Source organism: Salinibacterium sp. CAN_S4 (genome assembly GCF_015752305.1).
Taxonomy (GTDB): Bacteria; Actinomycetota; Actinomycetes; order Actinomycetales; family Microbacteriaceae; genus Rhodoglobus.
This window is the reverse complement of sequence record NZ_JADOVB010000004.1, coordinates 46,339-64,565: the sequence shown is the minus strand read 5'-3', so window position 1 is coordinate 64,565 and position 18,227 is coordinate 46,339. Positions and strand designations below refer to the sequence as shown.

Sequence of the window (18,227 nt, the reverse complement as noted above, 5' to 3'; positions counted from 1 at the left end):
CGTGGGGTGGGTCACTGTCCGGGGCGCGCGCGAGCACAACCTGAAAGAGATCGATATCGACATCCCGAGGGATGCCATAGTCGCGTTCACGGGGGTATCGGGTTCGGGAAAGTCGTCTCTCGCCTTCGGCACGCTCTATGCGGAGGCCCAGCGACGCTACTTCGAGTCGGTGGCCCCGTACGCCCGTCGGCTGCTCAACCAGGTCGGGGCGCCTGACGTCGACGAGATCACCGGGCTCCCTCCCGCCGTTGCGCTGCAGCAACGCCGGGGCGCTCCGAGTTCCCGCTCCACAGTGGGCACCATCACGACGATGTCCAATCTGCTCAGGATGCTGTACTCGCGTGCAGGGACCTATCCGTCAGGCGGCTCGCACCTCGCGGCCGAGGCCTTCTCCCCGAACACCGTGGCAGGGGCATGCCCCCGCTGCCACGGGCTCGGGGTGGTGCATGACGTGTCCGAAGAGCTGCTCGTGCCGGACGACTCCCTCAGCATCCGCGACGGGGCGATCGCGGCGTGGCCAGGAGCGTGGCAGGGTGCGAACCTGCGCAGCATCGTGCATGGGCTCGGGATCGACATCAAGAAGCCGTGGCGCAGGCTGTCCCGCGCGGATCGGGAGTGGTTGCTCTACACGGATGAGCAGCCCTCGGTGATGATCGAGCCCGAGGAGGGCCGCGTCGATCACGGCTACTACGGCAAGTTCTGGAGCGCACGCAAGCATGTGATGCACGTGATCGCTCAGTCGCAGAGCGAGCGGATGCGCGAGCGTGCCCTGCGATTCGTGCAGAGCATCGCGTGCCCGGACTGCGGCGGAAGCGGCCTGCGCCCCGAAGCGCGCGCCGTCACGTTCGCCGGGCGCACGATCACCGATATGAACGCGGTGCCGCTCGCCGACCTCGCCGCAGCCCTGCGCGAAGGGTTGGTGTCGGTCGAGGCGTCCCCTCGCGGAGAGACCGGCGGTGCCGCCAGCCGGATCGCGACCGATGTCATCGGCCGGGTGGACGAGTTGCTCGCCCTCGGGCTCGGCTACCTCAGCCTGGGGAGAAACTCCACGACGCTGTCCGGAGGCGAATCGCAGAGACTGCGGATCGCGACCCAGTTGCGGTCGGGACTGTTCGGGGTGATCTACGTGCTCGACGAGCCGTCGGCGGGCCTGCACCCGGCCGACGCTGAGCCCCTGCTCGACGTGCTGGAGAGGCTCAAGGCATCCGGCAACTCACTGTTCGTGGTGGAGCACGACCTCGACGTGGTTCGGCGCGCAGACTGGGTGGTCGACATCGGCCCGGGCGCGGGGGAGAGCGGCGGACACGTCGTGTATTCGGGCCCGGTGGACGGGCTCGAGAACGTTCAGGAGTCGGTCACGGCCCGCTATCTCTTCCCGACAATGGCGAGGGCTGCGCACGAGCTGCGAACGCCGACGGGATGGATAGGACTTCGCGGCATCAGCCGCCACAACCTCCGTGATGTCACGGTCGACGTGCCGCTCGGCGTCATGACCGCCGTCACGGGAGTGTCGGGCTCCGGCAAGTCCACCCTCGTGACGCAGGTACTGGCGCAGGTGGTGCGCGATCGCCTCGGTGCAGGGGTCGACGACCCCGACGAAGCCGCGCTCGAGCTCGACGTTGCCGGCGTCTCCGGTGTGGAGGCTGTCGACCGGCTGGTGGTGGTCGACCAGCGGCCCATCGGCCGCACGCCGAGATCGAACCTCGCCACGTACACCGGCATGTTCGACGTGGTCAGGAAGGTCTTTGCGGCGATGGATGAAGCCCGCCGACGCAGGTACAGCGCCGGCCGATTCTCGTTCAACGTGGCCGGCGGTCGTTGCGAGACGTGCCAGGGCGAAGGATTCATCTCCGTCGAGCTGATGTTCCTGCCGGGCACCTACGCGCCCTGCGACACCTGTCACGGCGCGCGGTACAACGCCGAAACGCTGGAAGTGACCTACCGCGGCAGCACCATCGCCGACGTGCTGGGGATGACCGTCGACGCGGCAGCGCTGTTCTTCCACGACACCCCTGCCGCATCCAGAAGCCTGGAGACCCTCCGTGAGGTGGGTCTCGGCTATCTGCGGCTGGGCCAGCCGGCCACGGAACTCAGCGGCGGTGAAGCGCAGCGGATCAAATTGGCGACGGAACTGCAGCGCGCGAATCGTGGTCACACCCTTTACCTGCTGGACGAACCCACTGCCGGGCTCCACCCCGCAGATACCAGGCTGCTGCTCGACCAGTTGCAGAGACTCGTGGACACCGGGAACACCGTCGTCGTGGTCGAGCACGACCAGGCCGCCATCGCCGACGCGGACTGGGTGATCGACCTGGGGCCGGGAGGCGGAGACAGGGGCGGCACGATCGTGGCGGCCGGCGATCCTCACGAGGTGGCGAGCGGGACCGGTGCCACGGCACGTCACCTCGCGGCCTGGCTGGCCCGCCAACCGGCTGCAACGGGGTAGGCGATCCGGCATCCGGTCGCGACATCCACGCATCGGAGGTTGCGTCCTCGCGTAAGCTGTACCTGTCGCAACTGGCGTTGAGATGGGCAACCATCGGGGAGCGACGGTCGCTGGTGTCTCAGCGGCAGCAGCACGATTGGGCCGTACGCCTGGGCTCAACGGATACCTTTGTTCTATCCGTCGAGTGTTTTTAGGAGCGCCCATGTCTGACACCTTCACTTCACCCCTGGCCGAAGTCGATCCCGAGATCGCGCAGGTTCTCGAGCAGGAGCTCGGCCGCCAGCGTGGCACGCTCGAGATGATCGCGAGCGAGAACTTCGTGCCCCGCGCCGTGCTCGAAGCGCAGGGCTCGGTGCTGACGAACAAGTACGCGGAGGGCTACCCCGGCCGTCGGTACTACGGCGGTTGTGAATTCGTGGATGTGGCCGAGAGCCTCGCGATCTCGCGCGCCAAAAGCCTGTTCGGTGCCGCATACGCCAACGTCCAGCCGCACTCGGGCGCCTCGGCGAACGCGGCCGTGCTGTCCGCTATCGCCCAGCCGGGCGACCGCATCCTGGGTCTCGAACTGGCCCACGGCGGCCACCTCACCCACGGCATGCGCCTGAACTTCTCCGGCAAGCTCTATGAGGCGCACGCCTACGGGGTCGACCCGCAGAGCTTCCTCATCGACATGGACGTCGTGCGCGAGAAGGCCCGCGAGGTCAAGCCGCACGTGCTCATCGCCGGATGGTCCGCATACTCCCGCCTGCTCGACTTCGCCGCGTACCGCGAGATCGCCGACGAGGTCGGCGCGAAGCTGTGGGTGGACATGGCCCACATCTCCGGGCTGGTCGCGGCCAAGCTTCATCCATCGCCCGTGCCCTACGCCGACGTCGTCTCGTCGACGGTGCACAAGACGCTCGGTGGCCCGCGCGCCGGGTTCATCATGACCAACGACCTCGAGCTGCAGAAGAAGATCAACTCCAACGTGTTCCCCGGCCAGCAGGGTGGGCCGCTCATGCACGTGATCGCGGCCAAGGCGACCGCGTTCAAGCTCGCCGCTGAGCCCGAGTTCATCGAGCGCCAGGAGCGCACCATCCGTGGCGCGCAGATCCTTGCCGAGCGACTCACCGCACCCGACGCTGTGGCCGCCGGAATCGACGTGCTCACCGGAGGAACCGACGTGCACCTCGTGCTCGTCGACCTGCGCAAGGCACCGATCCACGGCCAGGAGGCAGAAGACATCCTGCACTCGGTCGGCATCACCGTGAACCGTAACGCCGTGCCGTTCGACCCCCGCCCGCCGATGACCCCCTCGGGGCTCCGCATCGGCACCCCGGCGCTCGCGACCCGCGGCTTCGGCGACGTCGAGTTCACCGAGGTGGCCGACATCATCGCCCAGGCGCTCAAGCCGGCACCGGATGTCGCGGCCCTCCGTGCGCGCGTGCTGAAGCTGACCGACGGCTATCCCCTCTACCCGGGCCTCGAGAGCCCGGGATCCTGGCACTGATGACTGCGGTCAGGCTCGACGGCGTCGCCACAGCGACGGCGGTCAAGGCGGAACTCGCCGAGCGCATCACCGCGCTCACGGCCAGGGGCGTCACTCCCGGCCTCGGCACCCTGCTCGTCGGAAGCGACCCGGGCTCCCTGTCGTACGTAGCGGGAAAACACCGCGACTGCGCCGAGGTGGGCATCGAGTCGATCCGGGTCGACCTGCCCGAGACCGCGACAGCCGACGAGGTCCGCGCCGCGATTGCCGACCTCAACGCGAACCCCGCCGTGACGGGTTACATCATCCAGCTTCCGCTGCCGGCAGGGCTCGACGAGAACGCGATGCTCGAGCTCATGGATCCCGATAAGGATGCCGACGGCCTGCACCCGACGAACCTCGGGCGACTCGTGCTCGGCGTCGGCGGGGAGATCAACTCTCCGCTGCCCTGCACGCCGGCCGGAATCGTCGAGATGCTGCAGCGCTACGACGTGCCCATCTCGGGTCGTCACGTCGTCGTCGTCGGCCGAGGGCTGACCGTCGGTCGCCCGCTCGGCCTGCTGCTGACGCGCAAGGGACTGGATGCCACGGTCACCCTCACCCATTCGCGCACCGTCGACCTCGAGAGCTATGTCCGCAGGGCCGACATCCTCGTCGCCGCGGTCGGGGTTGCGGGGCTCATCCAGCCCGAATGGCTCAAGCCTGGCGCGGCGGTGCTCGACGTCGGAATCACCAGGGTGGTCGATCCGGAGACGGGAAAGGCGCGGCTCGTGGGCGATGTGGACCCTGCCGCGGTGGAGGTCGCGGGGTACCTGTCACCGGTGCCCGGCGGAGTCGGCCCCATGACCCGTGCCATGCTGCTTAAGAACGTCGTTGATGCTGCTGAAAGGAACGTCTCGTGAAGCATTTCCCCTGGGGTCGATTCTGGCTCACCATCGGAGTGATCGTCGCTCTCGTCGGCATCGTCTCGTTCACGCTGAAGTACCTCGAGGTCTTCTAACCCCTTTCATTATTCCGGAGGTTGTGTGGCTGGTGGGTGTGTTGGGGCGAGAGTGACCTCCCGGGTCACGTCAGCCCCGCCAGACACACCACCTCCTGAATAATGAGCAAGCAGCAGCAGGCGCGGCGGCAGCAGCAGCAGCAGCAGCAGGGGAGTGGATGCCGCGGCTCAGCGGTCGCGCTGGGCTCCGTTCGAGGCGGTCACCGTGAACATCGTCGGCTGGCCGAATCCGTGCTCAGCGAACGCTCCATCGATAGCGACCTGGATCCTCGAGATTCCGGACGCAGGCACCAGGGCGATGGCGGCACCGCCGAAACCGCCCCCGGTCATCCGCGCCCCGATGGCACCGTTCGCCTGCGCGGTCTCCACCGCGAGATCGAGCTCGGGCACCGAGATCTCGAAGTCGTCGCGCATGGAGAGGTGCGAGGCATCCAGCAGCTCGCCGATGGCGGTGGGCCCCTCGGAGCGCAGAACCCTGACCGTGTCGAGCACACGCTGGTTCTCGGTCACGATGTGACGCACGCGACGGAAGGTCTCGTCGTCGAGTGTCTCCCTCGCCCGTGGCAGGTCGTCGACGCTGAGATCGCGCAGCGACGACACTCCCATGCCGGCGGCTCCCGCCTCACATGATGCGCGCCGGTCGGCGTATCCGCCGGTGGAGTGGTCGTGCGACACCCCGGTGTCGATGATCAGCAGCTCGAGTCCCGCCTCGGCGAACCCCAGTGCAACGAGCTCAGACTCCAGGCTGCGGCAGTCGAGGAAGACGGCGTGGTCGTCGCGGCCGAGCAGGGACGCGGACTGGTCCATGATGCCGGTCGGGGCTCCGACCGCCTTGTTCTCGGCGAGCTGGCCGGCTTTCGCGAGGGTGGGACGGTCGAGGCCGAGCTGCCAGACCTCGTCGAGCGCGACGGCGACGGCGCTCTCGATGGCGGCGGATGACGAGAGCCCGGCACCGACCGGCACCGTCGACTCGATGTAGAGGTCCACTCCCGGCACGGCGGCCAGGTCGGCGCCGGCCTCGCCGAGTGCCCAGGCGACCCCGAGCGGATAGGCGGACCAGCCCTCGAGCCGCGACGGCGTCAGTTCGGCCAGCGGGATGCCCGCCATCTCATCCGCGAACTCGCTCGCCACATTCATGCGGGAGTCATCCCGGATGCCGAGCGCGACGACCGTGCGCCGGTTGATTGCGAACGGAAGCACGAATCCCTCGTTGTAGTCGGTGTGCTCACCGATGAGGTTCACCCGGCCGGGAGCAGACCAGATGCCGAGCGGCGTGTAGCCGTGAACCTGTTCGAAGCCTTCTGTGACGTCGTCCCTGATGTCGCTCATGCGCGATCGATGCCTTCCCTGATGAATGCTGCAGTCTGCTCGGGGAGGATGTCGCCGATCCACGCGCCCATCGCCGCCTCGGAGCCCGCGAGGTATTTCAGTTTAGTTTCGGCCCGTCGGGGGCTGGTCACCTGCAGCATGAGCCGGATGTCGTCGCGCGCAACGGTGACGGGAGCCTGGTGCCAGGCCGCGATGTACGGCGTCGGGGTGTCGTACAGCGCGTCGATGCCGCGCAGCACCCTGAGATACATGCCGGCAAGTTCGGCGCGCTCCGCGTCGTTGGTGGCGGCGAAGTCGGGGATGTGCCGGTGCGGCAGCATGTGCACCTCGATCGGCCAGCGGGCCGCGAACGGCACGAAGGCCGTCCAGTGCTCGCCGCTCAGCACAACCCGGTCTGAGGCGCCCTCGAAGTCGAGAATCGACTGGAAGAGGCCGGGGCCGAACTTCTCGATCGAGGCGATGACGCGTTGCGTGCGCGGCGTGATGTACGGGTATGAATAGATCTGGCCGTGCGGATGCCGCAGGGTCACGCCGATCTCCTCGCCACGGTTCTCGAACGGGAACACCTGCTGCACCCCGGGGATCGCGCTGAGCGCCTCGGTGCGGTCGGCCCAGGCCTCGATGACGGTGCGTGCGCGCGATGGCGTGAGGGTGCCGAACGATCCTTCGTGCTCGGGGCTGAAGCAGACCACTTCGCAGCGGCCGACCGAGGGCAGGGAGCGACCGAGTCCGATCTCCTCCAGCAGGGCTGGATCGAACGCATCGTGGGAGGGGCCGAATGACGGCGACCGGTTTTCGAACACCGCGACGTCGTAGTTGCTCGGCACCTCTGACGGATTGGCGGGGCTCGCCGGTGCGAGGGGATCCTGGTCGGCGGGAGGGAGGAAGACACGGTTCTGGCGCGCAGCGGCGATCGAGATCCATTCGCCCGTCAGGGGATCCTGCCGCATCGTCGCGGTGGCGGGGCGTGGATCGAGCACTCGCGAGTCGACGGCGCGCTCGGCCGGCAGGGTGGAGTCGGCGTCGTCGAAGTAGATGAGCTCGCGACCATCGGCGAGCGTGGTCGGGTGTTTCGTGATTCCAGCCATCAGCATGGTATTACGATATCGAAAGTTGACCTTTCGACATCGGAGGAATTCGTAAATGGTACTCCCAGTGCAAGCGCGACAGCATGAGCTCGAAAGACTGGTCACCGAGCGCGGCTTCGTCAGGGTGACCGACGCGAGCCTGGAGCTCGGCGTCAGCGAAGTGACAGTGCGCGCCGACCTCAGCACCCTCGAGCGCCGCGGCCGGGTGACGAGGGTGCACGGCGGCGCGATGCCAGCGGGCGCCGCCGAGCCCTCGCTGGAGACGGCGCTGGACCGGGACGCCGCGGCCAAGGTCGCGATCGGTCGCGCAGCTGCCCACCTGGTCGGCAACGGCGACAGCATCTATGTCGACGCCGGCAGCACGTCCATGGCCTTCGCCCTCGCACTCGTCGACCGTCGCGACCTGCATGACGTGGTGATCGTCACGAGCGGACTCACCATCGCGCTCGCCCTCGAACCCGCCATTCCGCGCCTGACGGTGCTCGTCACCGGCGGGACCCTCCGGCCGCTGCAGCATTCGCTGGTCAACCCGTTCGCGGCGTCCATGCTCGACACGCTCATCCTGGATCTGGCGTTCATCGGCTGCAACGGGGTGCATCCCGTCGAGGGAGCCACGAACATCAACCTGGCTGAGGCTGAGATCAAGTCGATGGTGCGCGCGCGGTCGCGACGCGGCATCCTGCTGGCGGATGCCACGAAGCTGGGTCGAACGGCGCTGGCAGCGATCGGTGGCCCCCGTGAGTTCGACACCCTCGTCACGGCGGGCATCACCGACGACACCGTGGTGGACGAACTGCGCGGAGGCGGAATGACCGTGATCGTCGCCGATAAGCTGACCGCGTGAACCAGCCATCCACCGCCCCGACCGGCGAGCAGTTCGAGATCACCCGCGCCGGAGCGACGGCGATCATCGCCGAAGTCGCAGCGTCGCTTCGACACCTGTCGATCGACGGCACCGACCTGACCGAGTCCTACCCCGACGACGCGACACCTCCTTTCGCCGACGGCATCGTGCTGGTGCCGTGGCCGAACCGCATCGAAGACGGCCGGTGGCTGCTCGACGGCAAGACCATGCAGCTCGACCTCACGGAGCCCGATAAGCACAACGCGATCCACGGTCTGCTGCGCAACACTGCGTACCGGCAGGTCGAGCGCACCGAGGGGTCCGTCACGCTCGGAGCGGTCATTTTCCCGCAACACGGATACCCGTTCCACCTTGCGACGTCCATCACCTACGAACTCGTCGACGGCGGTCTCGACGTCACCCACACCATCGAGAACCTGTCGCTGACGAAGGCCCCGGTCGCCGTCGGAACCCATCCGTTCCTCAAAATCGGCGACGTGCCGACGGGGCAGCTCCGGCTGACCGTGCACGCATCCACGTACTTCGAGGTGGATGGCCGGCTCAACCCGCTCGCCGAACGCCCCGTCGACGGCACGCGGTTCGACCTGCGCGAACCGAAGCTCGTCGGTGAACTTACGCTCGACACCGCGTACGGCGCCGTGGAGACAGTGGATGGCGTGAGCGCCGTGCTGCGCGCTCCGGACGGCCGCGAGGTGCGACTGCTCCAGGATGCCGATCACAGGTTCGTGCAGGTCTTCACGACCCCGATCTTCCCGAAAGACGGCGGGCTCAGCCGCGCGGTCGCGATCGAGCCGATGACCGCTCCGCCGAACGCGTTCAACTCCGGGCAGGGGCTGCGGTGGGTGGAACCCGGCGAGACGTGGACGCTCGGCTGGGGCATCCGGTACTCTGGGTCACACGAAGGGGAGTAGTTCCCAGCGCGAGTGCAGGTAGGGCGGCTCGCGTGGAGTGAGACATCGACATACTGGCTCGTCACGATGACGGGCCCGGTGCTCCACCAGCGGCATCATTCTGATCCGCTGGCGAACGAGACCTTCGGTCAGTCAGACCTGGCCGGAGTCGTCGTACCCTGATTCCGGCATGGTCCTCACCGAAGGAACCCGCCATGAGCGACACCGTGCACGACCGCGCCGCCCCGAGCCCGTCCGATCTGCGCCGCTGGCGTAAGTACCTCGCCGCCGAACGCGCTGAGGCGGCCGTCTACCGTGACCTCGCGTCGCGGCGCAGCGGCGAGGAACGGGACATCCTGCTGGCGCTCGCCGAGGCCGAAGGCCGGCACGAGCAGCACTGGATCAGGCTCCTCGGAAACGACGTGGGTCATCCGCAAACCGGTGATCTACGCACTCGCTTCCTGGGGTTCCTCGCCCGCCGATTCGGTTCGGTGTTCGTGCTGGCGCTCGCCCAGCGGGCCGAATCGCGATCGCCCTACGAGGCAGACAACGACGCGACCGACGCGATGGCGGCGGATGAGCGCATCCACGAGGAGGTCGTCAGGGCACTCGCCGCTCGGGGCCGCCAGCGGCTTTCCGGCACGTTCAGGGCCGCCGTGTTCGGTGCCAATGACGGTCTCGTCTCCAACCTCGCGCTCGTGCTCGGTGTGGGGGCCGCCGGAGTCGACACCCGCATCGTGCTGCTCACCGGAATCGCTGGACTGCTCGCCGGAGCGCTGTCCATGGGGGCCGGCGAATACGTCTCGGTGCGCTCGCAGCGTGAGTTGCTGGATGCCACGACTCCGAGCCAGGAGACCGGTGACTCTGTGCCCTTCCTCGACGTCGATGCCAACGAGCTGGCCCTCGTGTACCGGGCCAGGGGCATGAGCGTCGATGACGCCACCACCCACGCCGCAGAGGTAATCGACGCAGCGGCCGTCGGCGGTCGCTCGACTGCTCCCGTTCTTCGGCCGCAGGATCACGAAGCTGTCGGCTCTGCGATCGGCGCTGCGCTGTCGAGCTTCTGCTTCTTCGCCTCCGGCGCCATCATCCCGGTGCTTCCGTACCTGTTCGGCGCCGAAGGGTCGACCGCCGTGATCATCTCGGCCGTGCTGGTCGGGCTGGCGTTGCTGGGCACCGGAGCCATCGTCGGGCTGCTGGCCGGGGCATCCCCGTTCAAGCGCGCCCTGCGCCAACTGGCCATCGGGTTCGGCGCTGCCGGCGTCACGTACCTGCTGGGCCTGCTCTTCGGAGTGAGCGCGGGCTAGTATCGCGCATAATCGAAGGATGATCTCCACCGCCCTCGCTCGTGCCCTGCGCGATTCCGGACTGACATGGCGCCCGAAGGCCGGCGACGCGTTTCGGATCGACAGGGTGGAGGCCGATGAAGAGGTCTACATCCTCAGCGACATGACGGTCGAAGCTCACGATTACGGCACGGGAACGGTACTCGGCTTCAACGGCACCACCGAGTGGGCGTTGGATTCCGTAGCGCTCGACGACGCACTGTGGCTGCCTCACGAACACCAGCTGCGGCAGTTCCTGGCCGCGACGTTCCGCTCTTTGACGGTGCGCGATGGCTTCGTAGTGCAGATGGAAGCGGAAGGCCAGCTTCATGATTTCGAAGCGGATGACGCGGCCGACGCGTATGCGCGCGCAGCACTATACCTGCTCGACTCCCTCGCCGTATAGGGGCCACAAGGTTCCCAGCCGACGCCTGTAGGTTCGACGGTGACCGCAAAGGCGCGCTCATGTAAACCGGAACCACACAGTTAGAAGGAGCCTCACATGCGCCCCCAGTACCTCGTCATTGCCGTCATCGCGCTTGCCGCTTACGTTCTCGGTGCGAAGGCTGGCGAGAGCCGATACAACGAGATCAAGAAGGTCGCCACCCGTTACTGGAACGACCCGCAGGTGAAGAAGGCCCGCAAGAAGGCCAAGAAGGCCCGTGACAAGGCCCGTAAGGCTGCAAGCAAGCAGATCCACTCGTTCAACCGGTGATCCGGCCTCGCGCGGCGCGTGTGCAGTGCACACTGATGCGCGCCGTCGCTGCGGGAGACAGCGCCGCTTTCTCGCGGCTGTACGACATCCTCAGTGTTGCCACGTACACGGTCTTCCGTCGTCATTTTCCTGACCAGGCTGAGGCAGACCTCGCGATGAAAGCGATGTGGTTATCGGTGTGGCAAAACGCCAGCACCCTGAGTCATGCGCCAGGAACTCCATCAGAAAAGATCGTCGCGATCGCAGAACACTGGGCGCGGTCCCGGGTGGCCAGCGCAATCTGAGTTGACCGCTGTCTGAGTTGACGACTGTCAGGTCGCTCGCATCGAGTTGATCGCGTCGACGACGGCGACAGCACCGTCCTGATCGACTGTTCCCTCGACCCCGAGGGCTGCGAATCCGAAACTCACGAGCAGCGGCTGAGGGATCGGCCGCACATCGAGAGCCGCCCCGATTCTCTGTCGGCCCCCGAGCGAGGAGAACGACACAGCCGAGACCTCTCCGATTTCCGACCACTGGATCAGAATGAGCTCCTTCGGGCGCACGCCTGTCGACCACACGGAGATGCCCCGGTCGTCGACGACCGACATAACCCAGGAGTCCGGGATGTTTTCGGTGTTGTCTTTGCGGTACTGGTAGGTCTCGAGGTGGGGCGCGGCGGTCAGTTCGCGCAGCGCCAGGAAGACGAGGGCTTCAGGCCGTGAACGCTGCATCCGCGAGACAGCCATCCCTCTCAGAAGGGGTGCGCCGCCCAGGCCGAGGAGCAGGAATCCGAGGCCGATGGAGGCGAGAGTGAAAGACGGATTCCACGGTTGGCCTGAGACGGCGAGCACGGAGACCCCGGCCGCGACGACGAGAACCACCGCCGCGATGGTCAGGCTGGCGATTTTCGTCGATCGTGCGGCGCGCCGGGCCTGAGCGGCTGCCACTCGTGCCCTGGCGCTCCCGATCGGGAAGGTTCGGGGGCGATCGAGCAGTCGGATGTCGTGCGCGCTCATTCGATGTCCCCCGTGCTGCGACCCTGACTGCTGTCACTGTCGATCATGAACCAGGCGGACGTGCTTGCCGATGTGCGGCACACCCTGTCATCGATATCGGGTACAGGGTGTGCCGCGGAGGCGAGCCCGGGCCGGCCCCGTCACGGCACGATCACGGCGCGACCGCGGATGGTGCCGGCGTGCAGCTTCTCGTAAGCGAGGGGCGCATCGGCGAGGGAGAACACTTCGGTCTCGACGGTGATCCTTCCGGCGCGGGCGAGATCCAGCACCTCCATCAGTTCTGCCCGTGTTCCCCAGTACGGTGTGCGGACGGCGACATCGTACGGCACGCTCCCGAACCCCACGGGGAGCATCCCGCCTCCGATGCCGACGATGGTCAGGTCGCCCTCGACAGCAACCACCGTGCTCGCCAGCTCGACCGTGGGTTGTGCGCCGACGAAGTCGATGACGACGCTCGCTCCCAGCCCTCCGGTGAGGCCGCGGATGACGGATGCCGTGTCACCATCGCTCAGCATCGCCTCATCCGCCCCGACAGAGCGTGCGAGTTCGAGTTTTTGCTCGCTCAGGTCGACCGCGATGACCCTGGCCGGCGTCATGGCTTTGAGGATCTGGATGCCGACATGGCCGAGTCCACCCGCGCCGATGACAACGGCCGTGGTTCCCGCCACGAGTTTCGGCAGCGACAGCGTGATCGCGTGATACGGAGTCAGCCCCGCATCCGTCAGGGATACGTTGGCGACAGGGTCGAGATCGCCGAGCGGGACGAGGTGCCTTGCGTCGTCGATCAGCAGGTAGTCGGCCATCGATCCGGGCGCGCCCAGCCCGGGCGGCTGGATGCCGAGGCTCGCCGCAGCGGTGCAGTAGTTCTCCTTGCCCTGCGCGCACATGTGGCAGCGGCCGCATCCCCAGGGGCCGTAGACGGCCATCGATTCTCCGAGCGAGACACCGGTCACGCCGGCGCCGATCGCCTCGACCGTTCCGGCGCCCTCGTGCCCGAGGGTGAGGGGCAACCCGAAACCGTAGGCGTCGTACTGCTCCTGGGGCAGCCCCATGAGGAACTGGTCGGAGTGGCAGACGCCGGCGGCAGAGACTTTCAGGAGGACCTGGCCGGGGCCGGGTTCAGGCTGGTCGACCTCGACCAGGACGGGGGCGGATCCGATGGCTCGATACTGGAGTGCTCTCATGGCTTCACGATAGATCGCGGCATCCGGATGCGCCCGGGCCGAAAGTCCCTATCCCGGCCCGGAGCAGCCCCTAGAAATCTTCGTCGAGGATGTCGGGGTACACGTCGAGGGGAGCCTCCCACTTCGGTATGACCGCCACGGGCGCTGGCATGTTGAGCAGCACGTCATGGCTGATCGATCCCAGGAAGAATCCCGCGATGGCTCCGCGCCCGCGTGAACCCACCACGACGAGGGAGGCGCCACGTGCAGCGCGAACGATCGCCACGGCCGCAGAGCCGGGGTGGAGTCCCTGGGTGACCGAGAGGTGTGGATATGCCCGCTCGATCCTGTGGGCAGCCGTCGCAAGCAGCGAGCGATTCGTGGTCATGATCTCTTCGACGATGATCGCGGGCGTCTCGACGGAGGTGGGTGCTGCGGTCCAGGTGTGCACGATCAAGAGGCTGGACTTGCTGTGCGATGCCTCGGCTGCGGCGAAGTCGAGAGCCTCCTCGGAGATGGGGTCGTTGTCCCACCCGGCCACGACCTGTCCTTCGCCCGGTACCCAGTTCACGGGAACCACGACGGTCACGCACGACGACTGCCCCGCCACCTTGAGCGCAAGGGTTCCGTGCACGATCCCGGCGATGGGTGAGGTCTTATTGGTGCCGATGACGAGCAGGTCTGAGCTCAGGCCCGCCGTGACGAGCGCCTCATGGGGGAGGCCGCGCAGAATCGTCGTCGTCACGGCGAGACCGGGCACCGCAGCGCGAACCCGTGCTTTCGCCCGATCGAGCGCATCCTCGAAGGGCGTGCGATAGTGCGACTCTGCCCCGGTCGGAAGCTCAGAATCCAGCCCGACCGCGGCGACGATGTCGAGCACCAGCTCTGTCGACCGCGTGCGGTGGATGACCCACTCGACGGCAGCGTCGCTGGCCGGTCCTCCGTCGACGGCGACGGTTACTCTCTCAACCATTGTTCTCTCCTCTGCCTGTGTATACCTGTACTCAGCGTGTGCGCGAGACGAAACGGCGCCCCGTGATGGACGTCGGCGTGATCCGGATGTAGTTCCACTTCGACGACGAGGTCATCGTCGTGAGGTCGAGAACTCCGGAGTCGACGATGTCCGTGTCGTACGACATGCGCTCGGCCACACCGTGCAGCACGACGCTCCAGTGGGTGCGCCACCGGCTTCCGTCGATCTCGAAGGCCACGGATGGCGCCTTGACGATGTCGACCAGCTTCGAACCGGGAGCGCTGCGAAGGTACACAGCGTGATCCTTGACCACGAAGTTGACCGGGAAGATGTCGACGCCATCGCCTGCCTGCACCGCCAGCCGGCCGATCGGCGCGCGTTCGAGCAGCGCCCAGCTCTCGTTCGGGCCGAGCTTCTCGACCTGCGGTGTCTCTTCCGGCGTCAGCCAGGATCTGCCGACCATCAGTTGCCCTCTCTCGTGGCTATCCACTCCCAGCCTGTGACCTCCGGGCTGTCCTCGCCGTGTGCGTAGGCGAACGCGCGCAGGCGGGAGCGTTCATCCTCGAAGAATTCGATGAGGCTGCTGTAGCGATCCTGCAGCCCCGGGATACGGCGGATCACGTCGATCGCGATCCGGTACCTGTCGAGGTCGTTCATCATGAGCATGTCGAACGGCGTGGTGGTCGTACCCTTCTCGCGGAATCCGAGCACATGGAAGTTGACGTGATTCGTGTGCTTGTAGGCGAGCTGGTGGATGAGGCTCGGGTAGCCATGGAATGCGAAAATGACGGGCTTGCTCGCGGTGAAGATCGAATCGAAATCACCGGTCGACATGCCGTGCGGGTGTTGCTCTCTGGTCTGCAGCCGCATCAGGTCGACGACGTTGACGAACCGCAGCGAGATGCCGGGGATCGCGTCGCGCAGCAGCGCCACCGCGGCCATGGCCTCGAGCGTCGGCACGTCGCCGGCGGAGGCGATGACGGCATCCGGTGCAGTGCCGGGCTGCTCGGTGCCCGCCCAGTCCCAGATGCTGATGCCGCGCGCGCCGTGGGTTCGTGCCTCGGTGAGGCTGAGGAAGGTGGGTGCCGGCTGCTTGCCGGCCACGATGACGTTGACGTGATCCCTGGTTGTGAAGCAGTGCTCAGCCGTCACGAGGAGGGTGTTCGCATCCGGCGGTAGGTAGACCCGCACGATGTCGGGGCTCTTGTTCACCACGTGGCCCAGGAATCCGGGATCCTGGTGGGAGAAGCCGTTGTGATCCTGTCGCCACACGTGTGAACTCAGCAGGTAGGTGAGGGATGCGACCGGACGGCGCCAGGGGATCTCCTTCGCGGCTTCGAGCCACTTCGCGTGCTGGTTGAACATCGAATCGACGACGTGGATGAACGCTTCGTACGAGCTCATCAGGCCGTGGCGACCGGTCAGCAGGTAGCCTTCGAGCAATCCCTCGATCAGGTTTTCACTGAGGATCTCGATCACGCGACCCTGGCGCGCGAGGTGCTGATCGGTGGATTCCGTGCTGCCCATCCACTGTTTGGCGGTGACGTCATAGACCGCATCGAGGCGGTTGGATGCGGTCTCGTCCGGGCCGAAGATCCTGAACGTGTCGGGATTGAGCCTGGTGACATCGGCGAGCCATCGACCGAGCACGCGCGTGGCTTCCGCCGTCGCGCCCCGACCGGCCGAGACATCCACAGCCACGGACTCGAGCGGAGGCAGGTGGAGGTCGGTGAGCAGTAGTCCTCCGTTGGACGCGGGCAGGGCACTCATCCTGTGTTCGCCGCGAGGTCGGATCGACGACAGCATCGGCATGGGGGATCCGTCAGCGGCGAACAGCTCCTCGGGGCGATAGCTGAGCATCCACTGCTCCAGCATGGCGAGGTGCTCGGGGTTCTCCCTCACAGCCGCCAGCGGAACCTGGTGCGCCCGCCAGGTGCCTTCCACCGGCAGCCCGTCGACCTCTTTCGGCCCTGTCCAGCCCTTGGGGGTGCGCAGGATGATCATGGGCCAGGCCGGGCGAGGTGCCGGCTGCGGGCTCCGGGCCGCCCGGCGGATCTCGGCGATGCGGTCTGCCGCATCCTCGAGGGCATCGGCCATCGCGGAATGCACCACCATGGGGTCTTCGCCGTGGAAGCCGCCGGAAACCAGGATCGGGTCATAACCGTATCCCCGGAACAGATCGAACAGTTCGGACTCAGGGATGCGGGCGAGCACCGACGGGTTGGCGATCTTGTACCCGTTCAGGTTGAGGATCGGGAGCACCGCGCCGTCGGTGTCGGGGTTCAGGAACTTGTTGAGATGCCAGCTCGCGGCGAGCGTGCCCGTCTCGGCTTCGCCGTCACCGATCACGCAGGCCACGATGAGGCCGGGATTATCGAGCGCGGCGCCGAAGGCGTGCACCAGCGAGTAGCCCAGCTCACCGCCTTCGTTGATGGATCCCGGTGTGCCGGGGGAGGCGTGCGAGGGGATACCGCCCGGTGCCGAGAACTGGCGGAACAGCTCGAGCATTCCCGCGCCATCCTGGGTCACCGCAGGGAACAGCTCGGAGTATGTCTGGTCGAGCCACGTATTGGCCACCATGGCCGGCCCGCCGTGCCCCGGTCCCGCGATGTACAGGACATCGAGGGATCGCTGCACGATCAGGCGGTTCAGGTGGGCATAGATCAGATTGAGCGCGGGCGAGGTGCCCCAGTGCCCCAGAAGTCGCGGTTTGATGTCTGCCGGGGTCAGGGCTTCGCGCAGCAACGCATTCTCGCGCAGGTAGATCTGGCCGACCGTGAGGTAGTTCGCTGCGCGCCACCACGCGTCGACGACATGCAGGGGTGCCTGAGTGGTGAGAGCAAGTTCGTGGTGTGCGTCGGGGCTCGTCATACCTCGACGGTAACGATCGCGACCTGCCCGCTACAGGGTCGAAGGTCCCACCGTGCGGACGCGACCGGACGTGTGCTGTGGGTCCTTACTCGTGATGCGGCACGACGAGAACCGGACACTCGGCGCGATGCGCGCAGTGCATACTGACCGATCCGAGCATAAGGCTGCTGAAACCTCCACGCCCTCGGCTGCCGACAACCAGCATGAGCGCATCGCGGGATGCGCGAGTCAGAATGACGGTGGGCTGTCCCAAAACACCGATGTAGTCGACGACGACCCCGGGATGACGGCTCGTCACAGGCTGGGTTTCGGCCGTCAGTCTCTGGCGCACAGCCTCGGACACGTCGAGATGTGACGCCACAGCGCCGTCTTTCCACAGCTCTCCGTGGGGCGCGCTGTCGATACTCCAGGTTCGGATGATCGCCACCGGAACATCGAGGTCATGAGCCAGTTGCAGGGCCTCGGTGAGCGCTCGGTCGGCACCATGAGAGCCATCGTGACCCACCACGATTGATCCCGGAGTCACACTCGGAATTGCGATCTCGCCCGGATGCGCAGGGCGTGGCTCGATCCGGGTCGATGCCTCCGGTGTTCTCGGTTCGTGAACCACGAGCACAGGCTCGGTCGACTGGTGAAGGCACGCGTTGCTGACCGACCCGAGCAACAGGCCGGAAACGCCGCCCAAACCCCTCGACCCCACCACGAGCATCCGGGCAGCAGTGGATGCCTCGCACAACAGATCAGCGGGTGATTGAGATCCCGACCTGAAGTCGATCGACACATCGGGGTGCTCATCGACGATCGACCGAGTCTCGCTCACGAGTTCATCGAGAACCTGCTCGGTGAACTCGGCAGCCGGTGTGGCGTCTTCGAGCGTCTCGGCGAGGTAGGAATTGCGCGCGTGAGCGCCCCAGGACCGGACGACAATCACCGGAGAATCCAGCCGTTCGGCAAGGTCGAGCGCGAGTTCGAGTGCGTGTCGTGAGCCGGTGGAGCCGTCATCGCCGACGACGAGAGGAAGGGATGGAGTGGTCATGACTCCACCCTCGCGGGCGTATGCCTCGAAGGGTAGGGCCCAAAGGCCCTTATTTCGAAG

General features: G+C 66.7%; 18 protein-coding genes and 1 riboswitch. Of the genes, 10 read left to right on the top strand and 8 right to left on the bottom strand.

The window, feature by feature from the left end; genetic code table 11:
• Window position 1: 1 nt before the first annotated feature.
• From uvrA to IWX81_RS10970, 3 genes are all read left to right on the top strand, one after another.
• Entirely contained in the window at window positions 2–2,446 is a 2,445-nt protein-coding gene (uvrA, locus tag IWX81_RS10980; protein ID WP_334593925.1) for an excinuclease ABC subunit UvrA, read from the top strand.
• A 57-nt stretch (window positions 2,447–2,503) separates the two neighbouring features.
• Window positions 2,504–2,608, top strand: a riboswitch (ZMP/ZTP riboswitch).
• 40 nt (window positions 2,609–2,648) lie between these two features.
• Window positions 2,649–3,935 carry a serine hydroxymethyltransferase gene (gene glyA, locus IWX81_RS10975; RefSeq protein ID WP_199281365.1) on the top strand — a complete coding sequence of 429 codons (1,287 nt, stop codon included), beginning with the start codon at window positions 2,649–2,651 and terminating at the stop codon, window positions 3,933–3,935.
• Window positions 3,935–4,816, top strand: a complete 882-nt coding sequence (locus tag IWX81_RS10970) for a bifunctional methylenetetrahydrofolate dehydrogenase/methenyltetrahydrofolate cyclohydrolase (RefSeq protein ID WP_199281364.1) — start codon at window positions 3,935–3,937, stop codon at window positions 4,814–4,816. The genes glyA and IWX81_RS10970 overlap by 1 nt, the downstream gene beginning before the upstream one ends.
• Window positions 4,817–5,082: 266 nt before the next feature.
• On the opposite strand, the gene galK is transcribed toward IWX81_RS10970, so the two are convergent.
• Complete coding sequence (gene galK / locus IWX81_RS10965) at window positions 5,083–6,243, bottom strand: galactokinase (protein WP_199281363.1); 1,161 nt, start codon at window positions 6,241–6,243, stop codon at window positions 5,083–5,085.
• Window positions 6,240–7,331, bottom strand: coding sequence for a galactose-1-phosphate uridylyltransferase (gene galT / locus IWX81_RS10960; RefSeq protein WP_199281593.1), 1,092 nt, complete (start codon window positions 7,329–7,331; stop codon window positions 6,240–6,242). Before galT ends, galK begins: the two co-directional genes overlap by 4 nt.
• 55 nt (window positions 7,332–7,386) lie before the next feature.
• On the opposite strand from galT, the gene IWX81_RS10955 reads away from it, so the two are divergent.
• From IWX81_RS10955 to IWX81_RS10925, 7 genes are all read left to right on the top strand, one after another.
• Complete coding sequence (locus tag IWX81_RS10955; RefSeq protein ID WP_199281362.1) at window positions 7,387–8,175, top strand: DeoR/GlpR family DNA-binding transcription regulator; 789 nt, start codon at window positions 7,387–7,389, stop codon at window positions 8,173–8,175.
• Window positions 8,172–9,107, top strand: a complete 936-nt coding sequence (locus tag IWX81_RS10950) for an aldose 1-epimerase family protein (RefSeq protein ID WP_199281361.1) — start codon at window positions 8,172–8,174, stop codon at window positions 9,105–9,107. The genes IWX81_RS10955 and IWX81_RS10950 overlap by 4 nt, the downstream gene beginning before the upstream one ends.
• A 12-nt stretch (window positions 9,108–9,119) precedes the next feature.
• Window positions 9,120–9,269 (top strand): hypothetical protein, encoded by a 150-nt coding sequence (locus tag IWX81_RS10945; RefSeq protein WP_199281360.1) that lies wholly within the window; start codon window positions 9,120–9,122, stop codon window positions 9,267–9,269.
• A gap of 32 nt (window positions 9,270–9,301) precedes the next feature.
• Entirely contained in the window at window positions 9,302–10,393 is a 1,092-nt protein-coding gene (locus IWX81_RS10940) for a VIT1/CCC1 transporter family protein (RefSeq protein ID WP_199281359.1), read from the top strand.
• A 19-nt stretch (window positions 10,394–10,412) separates the two neighbouring features.
• The gene (locus IWX81_RS10935; RefSeq protein WP_199281358.1) at window positions 10,413–10,817 is read left to right on the top strand and encodes a pilus assembly protein CpaE; all 405 of its coding nucleotides are present in this window, start codon (window positions 10,413–10,415) and stop codon (window positions 10,815–10,817) included.
• Between the two features lie 96 nt (window positions 10,818–10,913).
• Window positions 10,914–11,126, top strand: coding sequence for a hypothetical protein (locus IWX81_RS10930; RefSeq protein WP_199281357.1), 213 nt, complete (start codon window positions 10,914–10,916; stop codon window positions 11,124–11,126).
• 35 nt (window positions 11,127–11,161) lie between these two features.
• Entirely contained in the window at window positions 11,162–11,410 is a 249-nt protein-coding gene (locus IWX81_RS10925) for a hypothetical protein (RefSeq protein ID WP_199281356.1), read from the top strand.
• A gap of 27 nt (window positions 11,411–11,437) precedes the next feature.
• Here the strand turns inward: IWX81_RS10925 and IWX81_RS10920 are convergent, their stop codons facing one another.
• From IWX81_RS10920 to IWX81_RS10895, 6 genes are all read right to left on the bottom strand, one after another.
• Window positions 11,438–12,124 carry a hypothetical protein gene (locus IWX81_RS10920; RefSeq protein WP_199281355.1) on the bottom strand — a complete coding sequence of 229 codons (687 nt, stop codon included), beginning with the start codon at window positions 12,122–12,124 and terminating at the stop codon, window positions 11,438–11,440.
• A 140-nt stretch (window positions 12,125–12,264) separates the two neighbouring features.
• Window positions 12,265–13,308, bottom strand: a complete 1,044-nt coding sequence (locus tag IWX81_RS10915) for an NAD(P)-dependent alcohol dehydrogenase (protein ID WP_199281354.1) — start codon at window positions 13,306–13,308, stop codon at window positions 12,265–12,267.
• Window positions 13,309–13,378: 70 nt separating this feature from the next.
• Window positions 13,379–14,260, bottom strand: coding sequence for a universal stress protein (locus IWX81_RS10910; RefSeq protein ID WP_199281353.1), 882 nt, complete (start codon window positions 14,258–14,260; stop codon window positions 13,379–13,381).
• Window positions 14,261–14,291: 31 nt separating this feature from the next.
• Window positions 14,292–14,723, bottom strand: coding sequence for a pyridoxamine 5'-phosphate oxidase family protein (locus IWX81_RS10905; RefSeq protein WP_199281352.1), 432 nt, complete (start codon window positions 14,721–14,723; stop codon window positions 14,292–14,294).
• Window positions 14,723–17,131 (bottom strand): phosphoketolase family protein, encoded by a 2,409-nt coding sequence (locus IWX81_RS10900; RefSeq protein ID WP_199281351.1) that lies wholly within the window; start codon window positions 17,129–17,131, stop codon window positions 14,723–14,725. Before IWX81_RS10900 ends, IWX81_RS10905 begins: the two co-directional genes overlap by 1 nt.
• An 85-nt stretch (window positions 17,132–17,216) precedes the next feature.
• Entirely contained in the window at window positions 17,217–18,167 is a 951-nt protein-coding gene (locus IWX81_RS10895) for a universal stress protein (RefSeq protein WP_199281350.1), read from the bottom strand.
• Window positions 18,168–18,227 lie beyond the last annotated feature (60 nt).

Bases quoted from the DNA above. Each gene is read 5' to 3' on its own strand.
- IWX81_RS10970 (WP_199281364.1), top strand. From the start codon at position 3,935: ATGACTGCGGTCAGGCTCGACGGCGTCGCCACAGCGACGGCGGTCAAG.
- IWX81_RS10900 (WP_199281351.1), bottom strand. From the start codon at position 17,131: ATGACGAGCCCCGACGCACACCACGAACTTGCTCTCACCACTCAGGCA.
- IWX81_RS10930 (WP_199281357.1), top strand. From the start codon at position 10,914: ATGCGCCCCCAGTACCTCGTCATTGCCGTCATCGCGCTTGCCGCTTAC.
- IWX81_RS10940 (WP_199281359.1), top strand. From the start codon at position 9,302: ATGAGCGACACCGTGCACGACCGCGCCGCCCCGAGCCCGTCCGATCTG.
- IWX81_RS10905 (WP_199281352.1), bottom strand. From the start codon at position 14,723: ATGGTCGGCAGATCCTGGCTGACGCCGGAAGAGACACCGCAGGTCGAG.
- IWX81_RS10915 (WP_199281354.1), bottom strand. From the start codon at position 13,308: ATGAGAGCACTCCAGTATCGAGCCATCGGATCCGCCCCCGTCCTGGTC.
- IWX81_RS10925 (WP_199281356.1), top strand. From the start codon at position 11,162: ATGCGCGCCGTCGCTGCGGGAGACAGCGCCGCTTTCTCGCGGCTGTAC.
- IWX81_RS10935 (WP_199281358.1), top strand. From the start codon at position 10,413: ATGATCTCCACCGCCCTCGCTCGTGCCCTGCGCGATTCCGGACTGACA.
- IWX81_RS10895 (WP_199281350.1), bottom strand. From the start codon at position 18,167: ATGACCACTCCATCCCTTCCTCTCGTCGTCGGCGATGACGGCTCCACC.
- IWX81_RS10955 (WP_199281362.1), top strand. From the start codon at position 7,387: ATGGTACTCCCAGTGCAAGCGCGACAGCATGAGCTCGAAAGACTGGTC.
- galK (WP_199281363.1), bottom strand. From the start codon at position 6,243: ATGAGCGACATCAGGGACGACGTCACAGAAGGCTTCGAACAGGTTCAC.
- glyA (WP_199281365.1), top strand. From the start codon at position 2,649: ATGTCTGACACCTTCACTTCACCCCTGGCCGAAGTCGATCCCGAGATC.
- IWX81_RS10910 (WP_199281353.1), bottom strand. From the start codon at position 14,260: ATGGTTGAGAGAGTAACCGTCGCCGTCGACGGAGGACCGGCCAGCGAC.
- IWX81_RS10920 (WP_199281355.1), bottom strand. From the start codon at position 12,124: ATGAGCGCGCACGACATCCGACTGCTCGATCGCCCCCGAACCTTCCCG.
- galT (WP_199281593.1), bottom strand. From the start codon at position 7,331: ATGGCTGGAATCACGAAACACCCGACCACGCTCGCCGATGGTCGCGAG.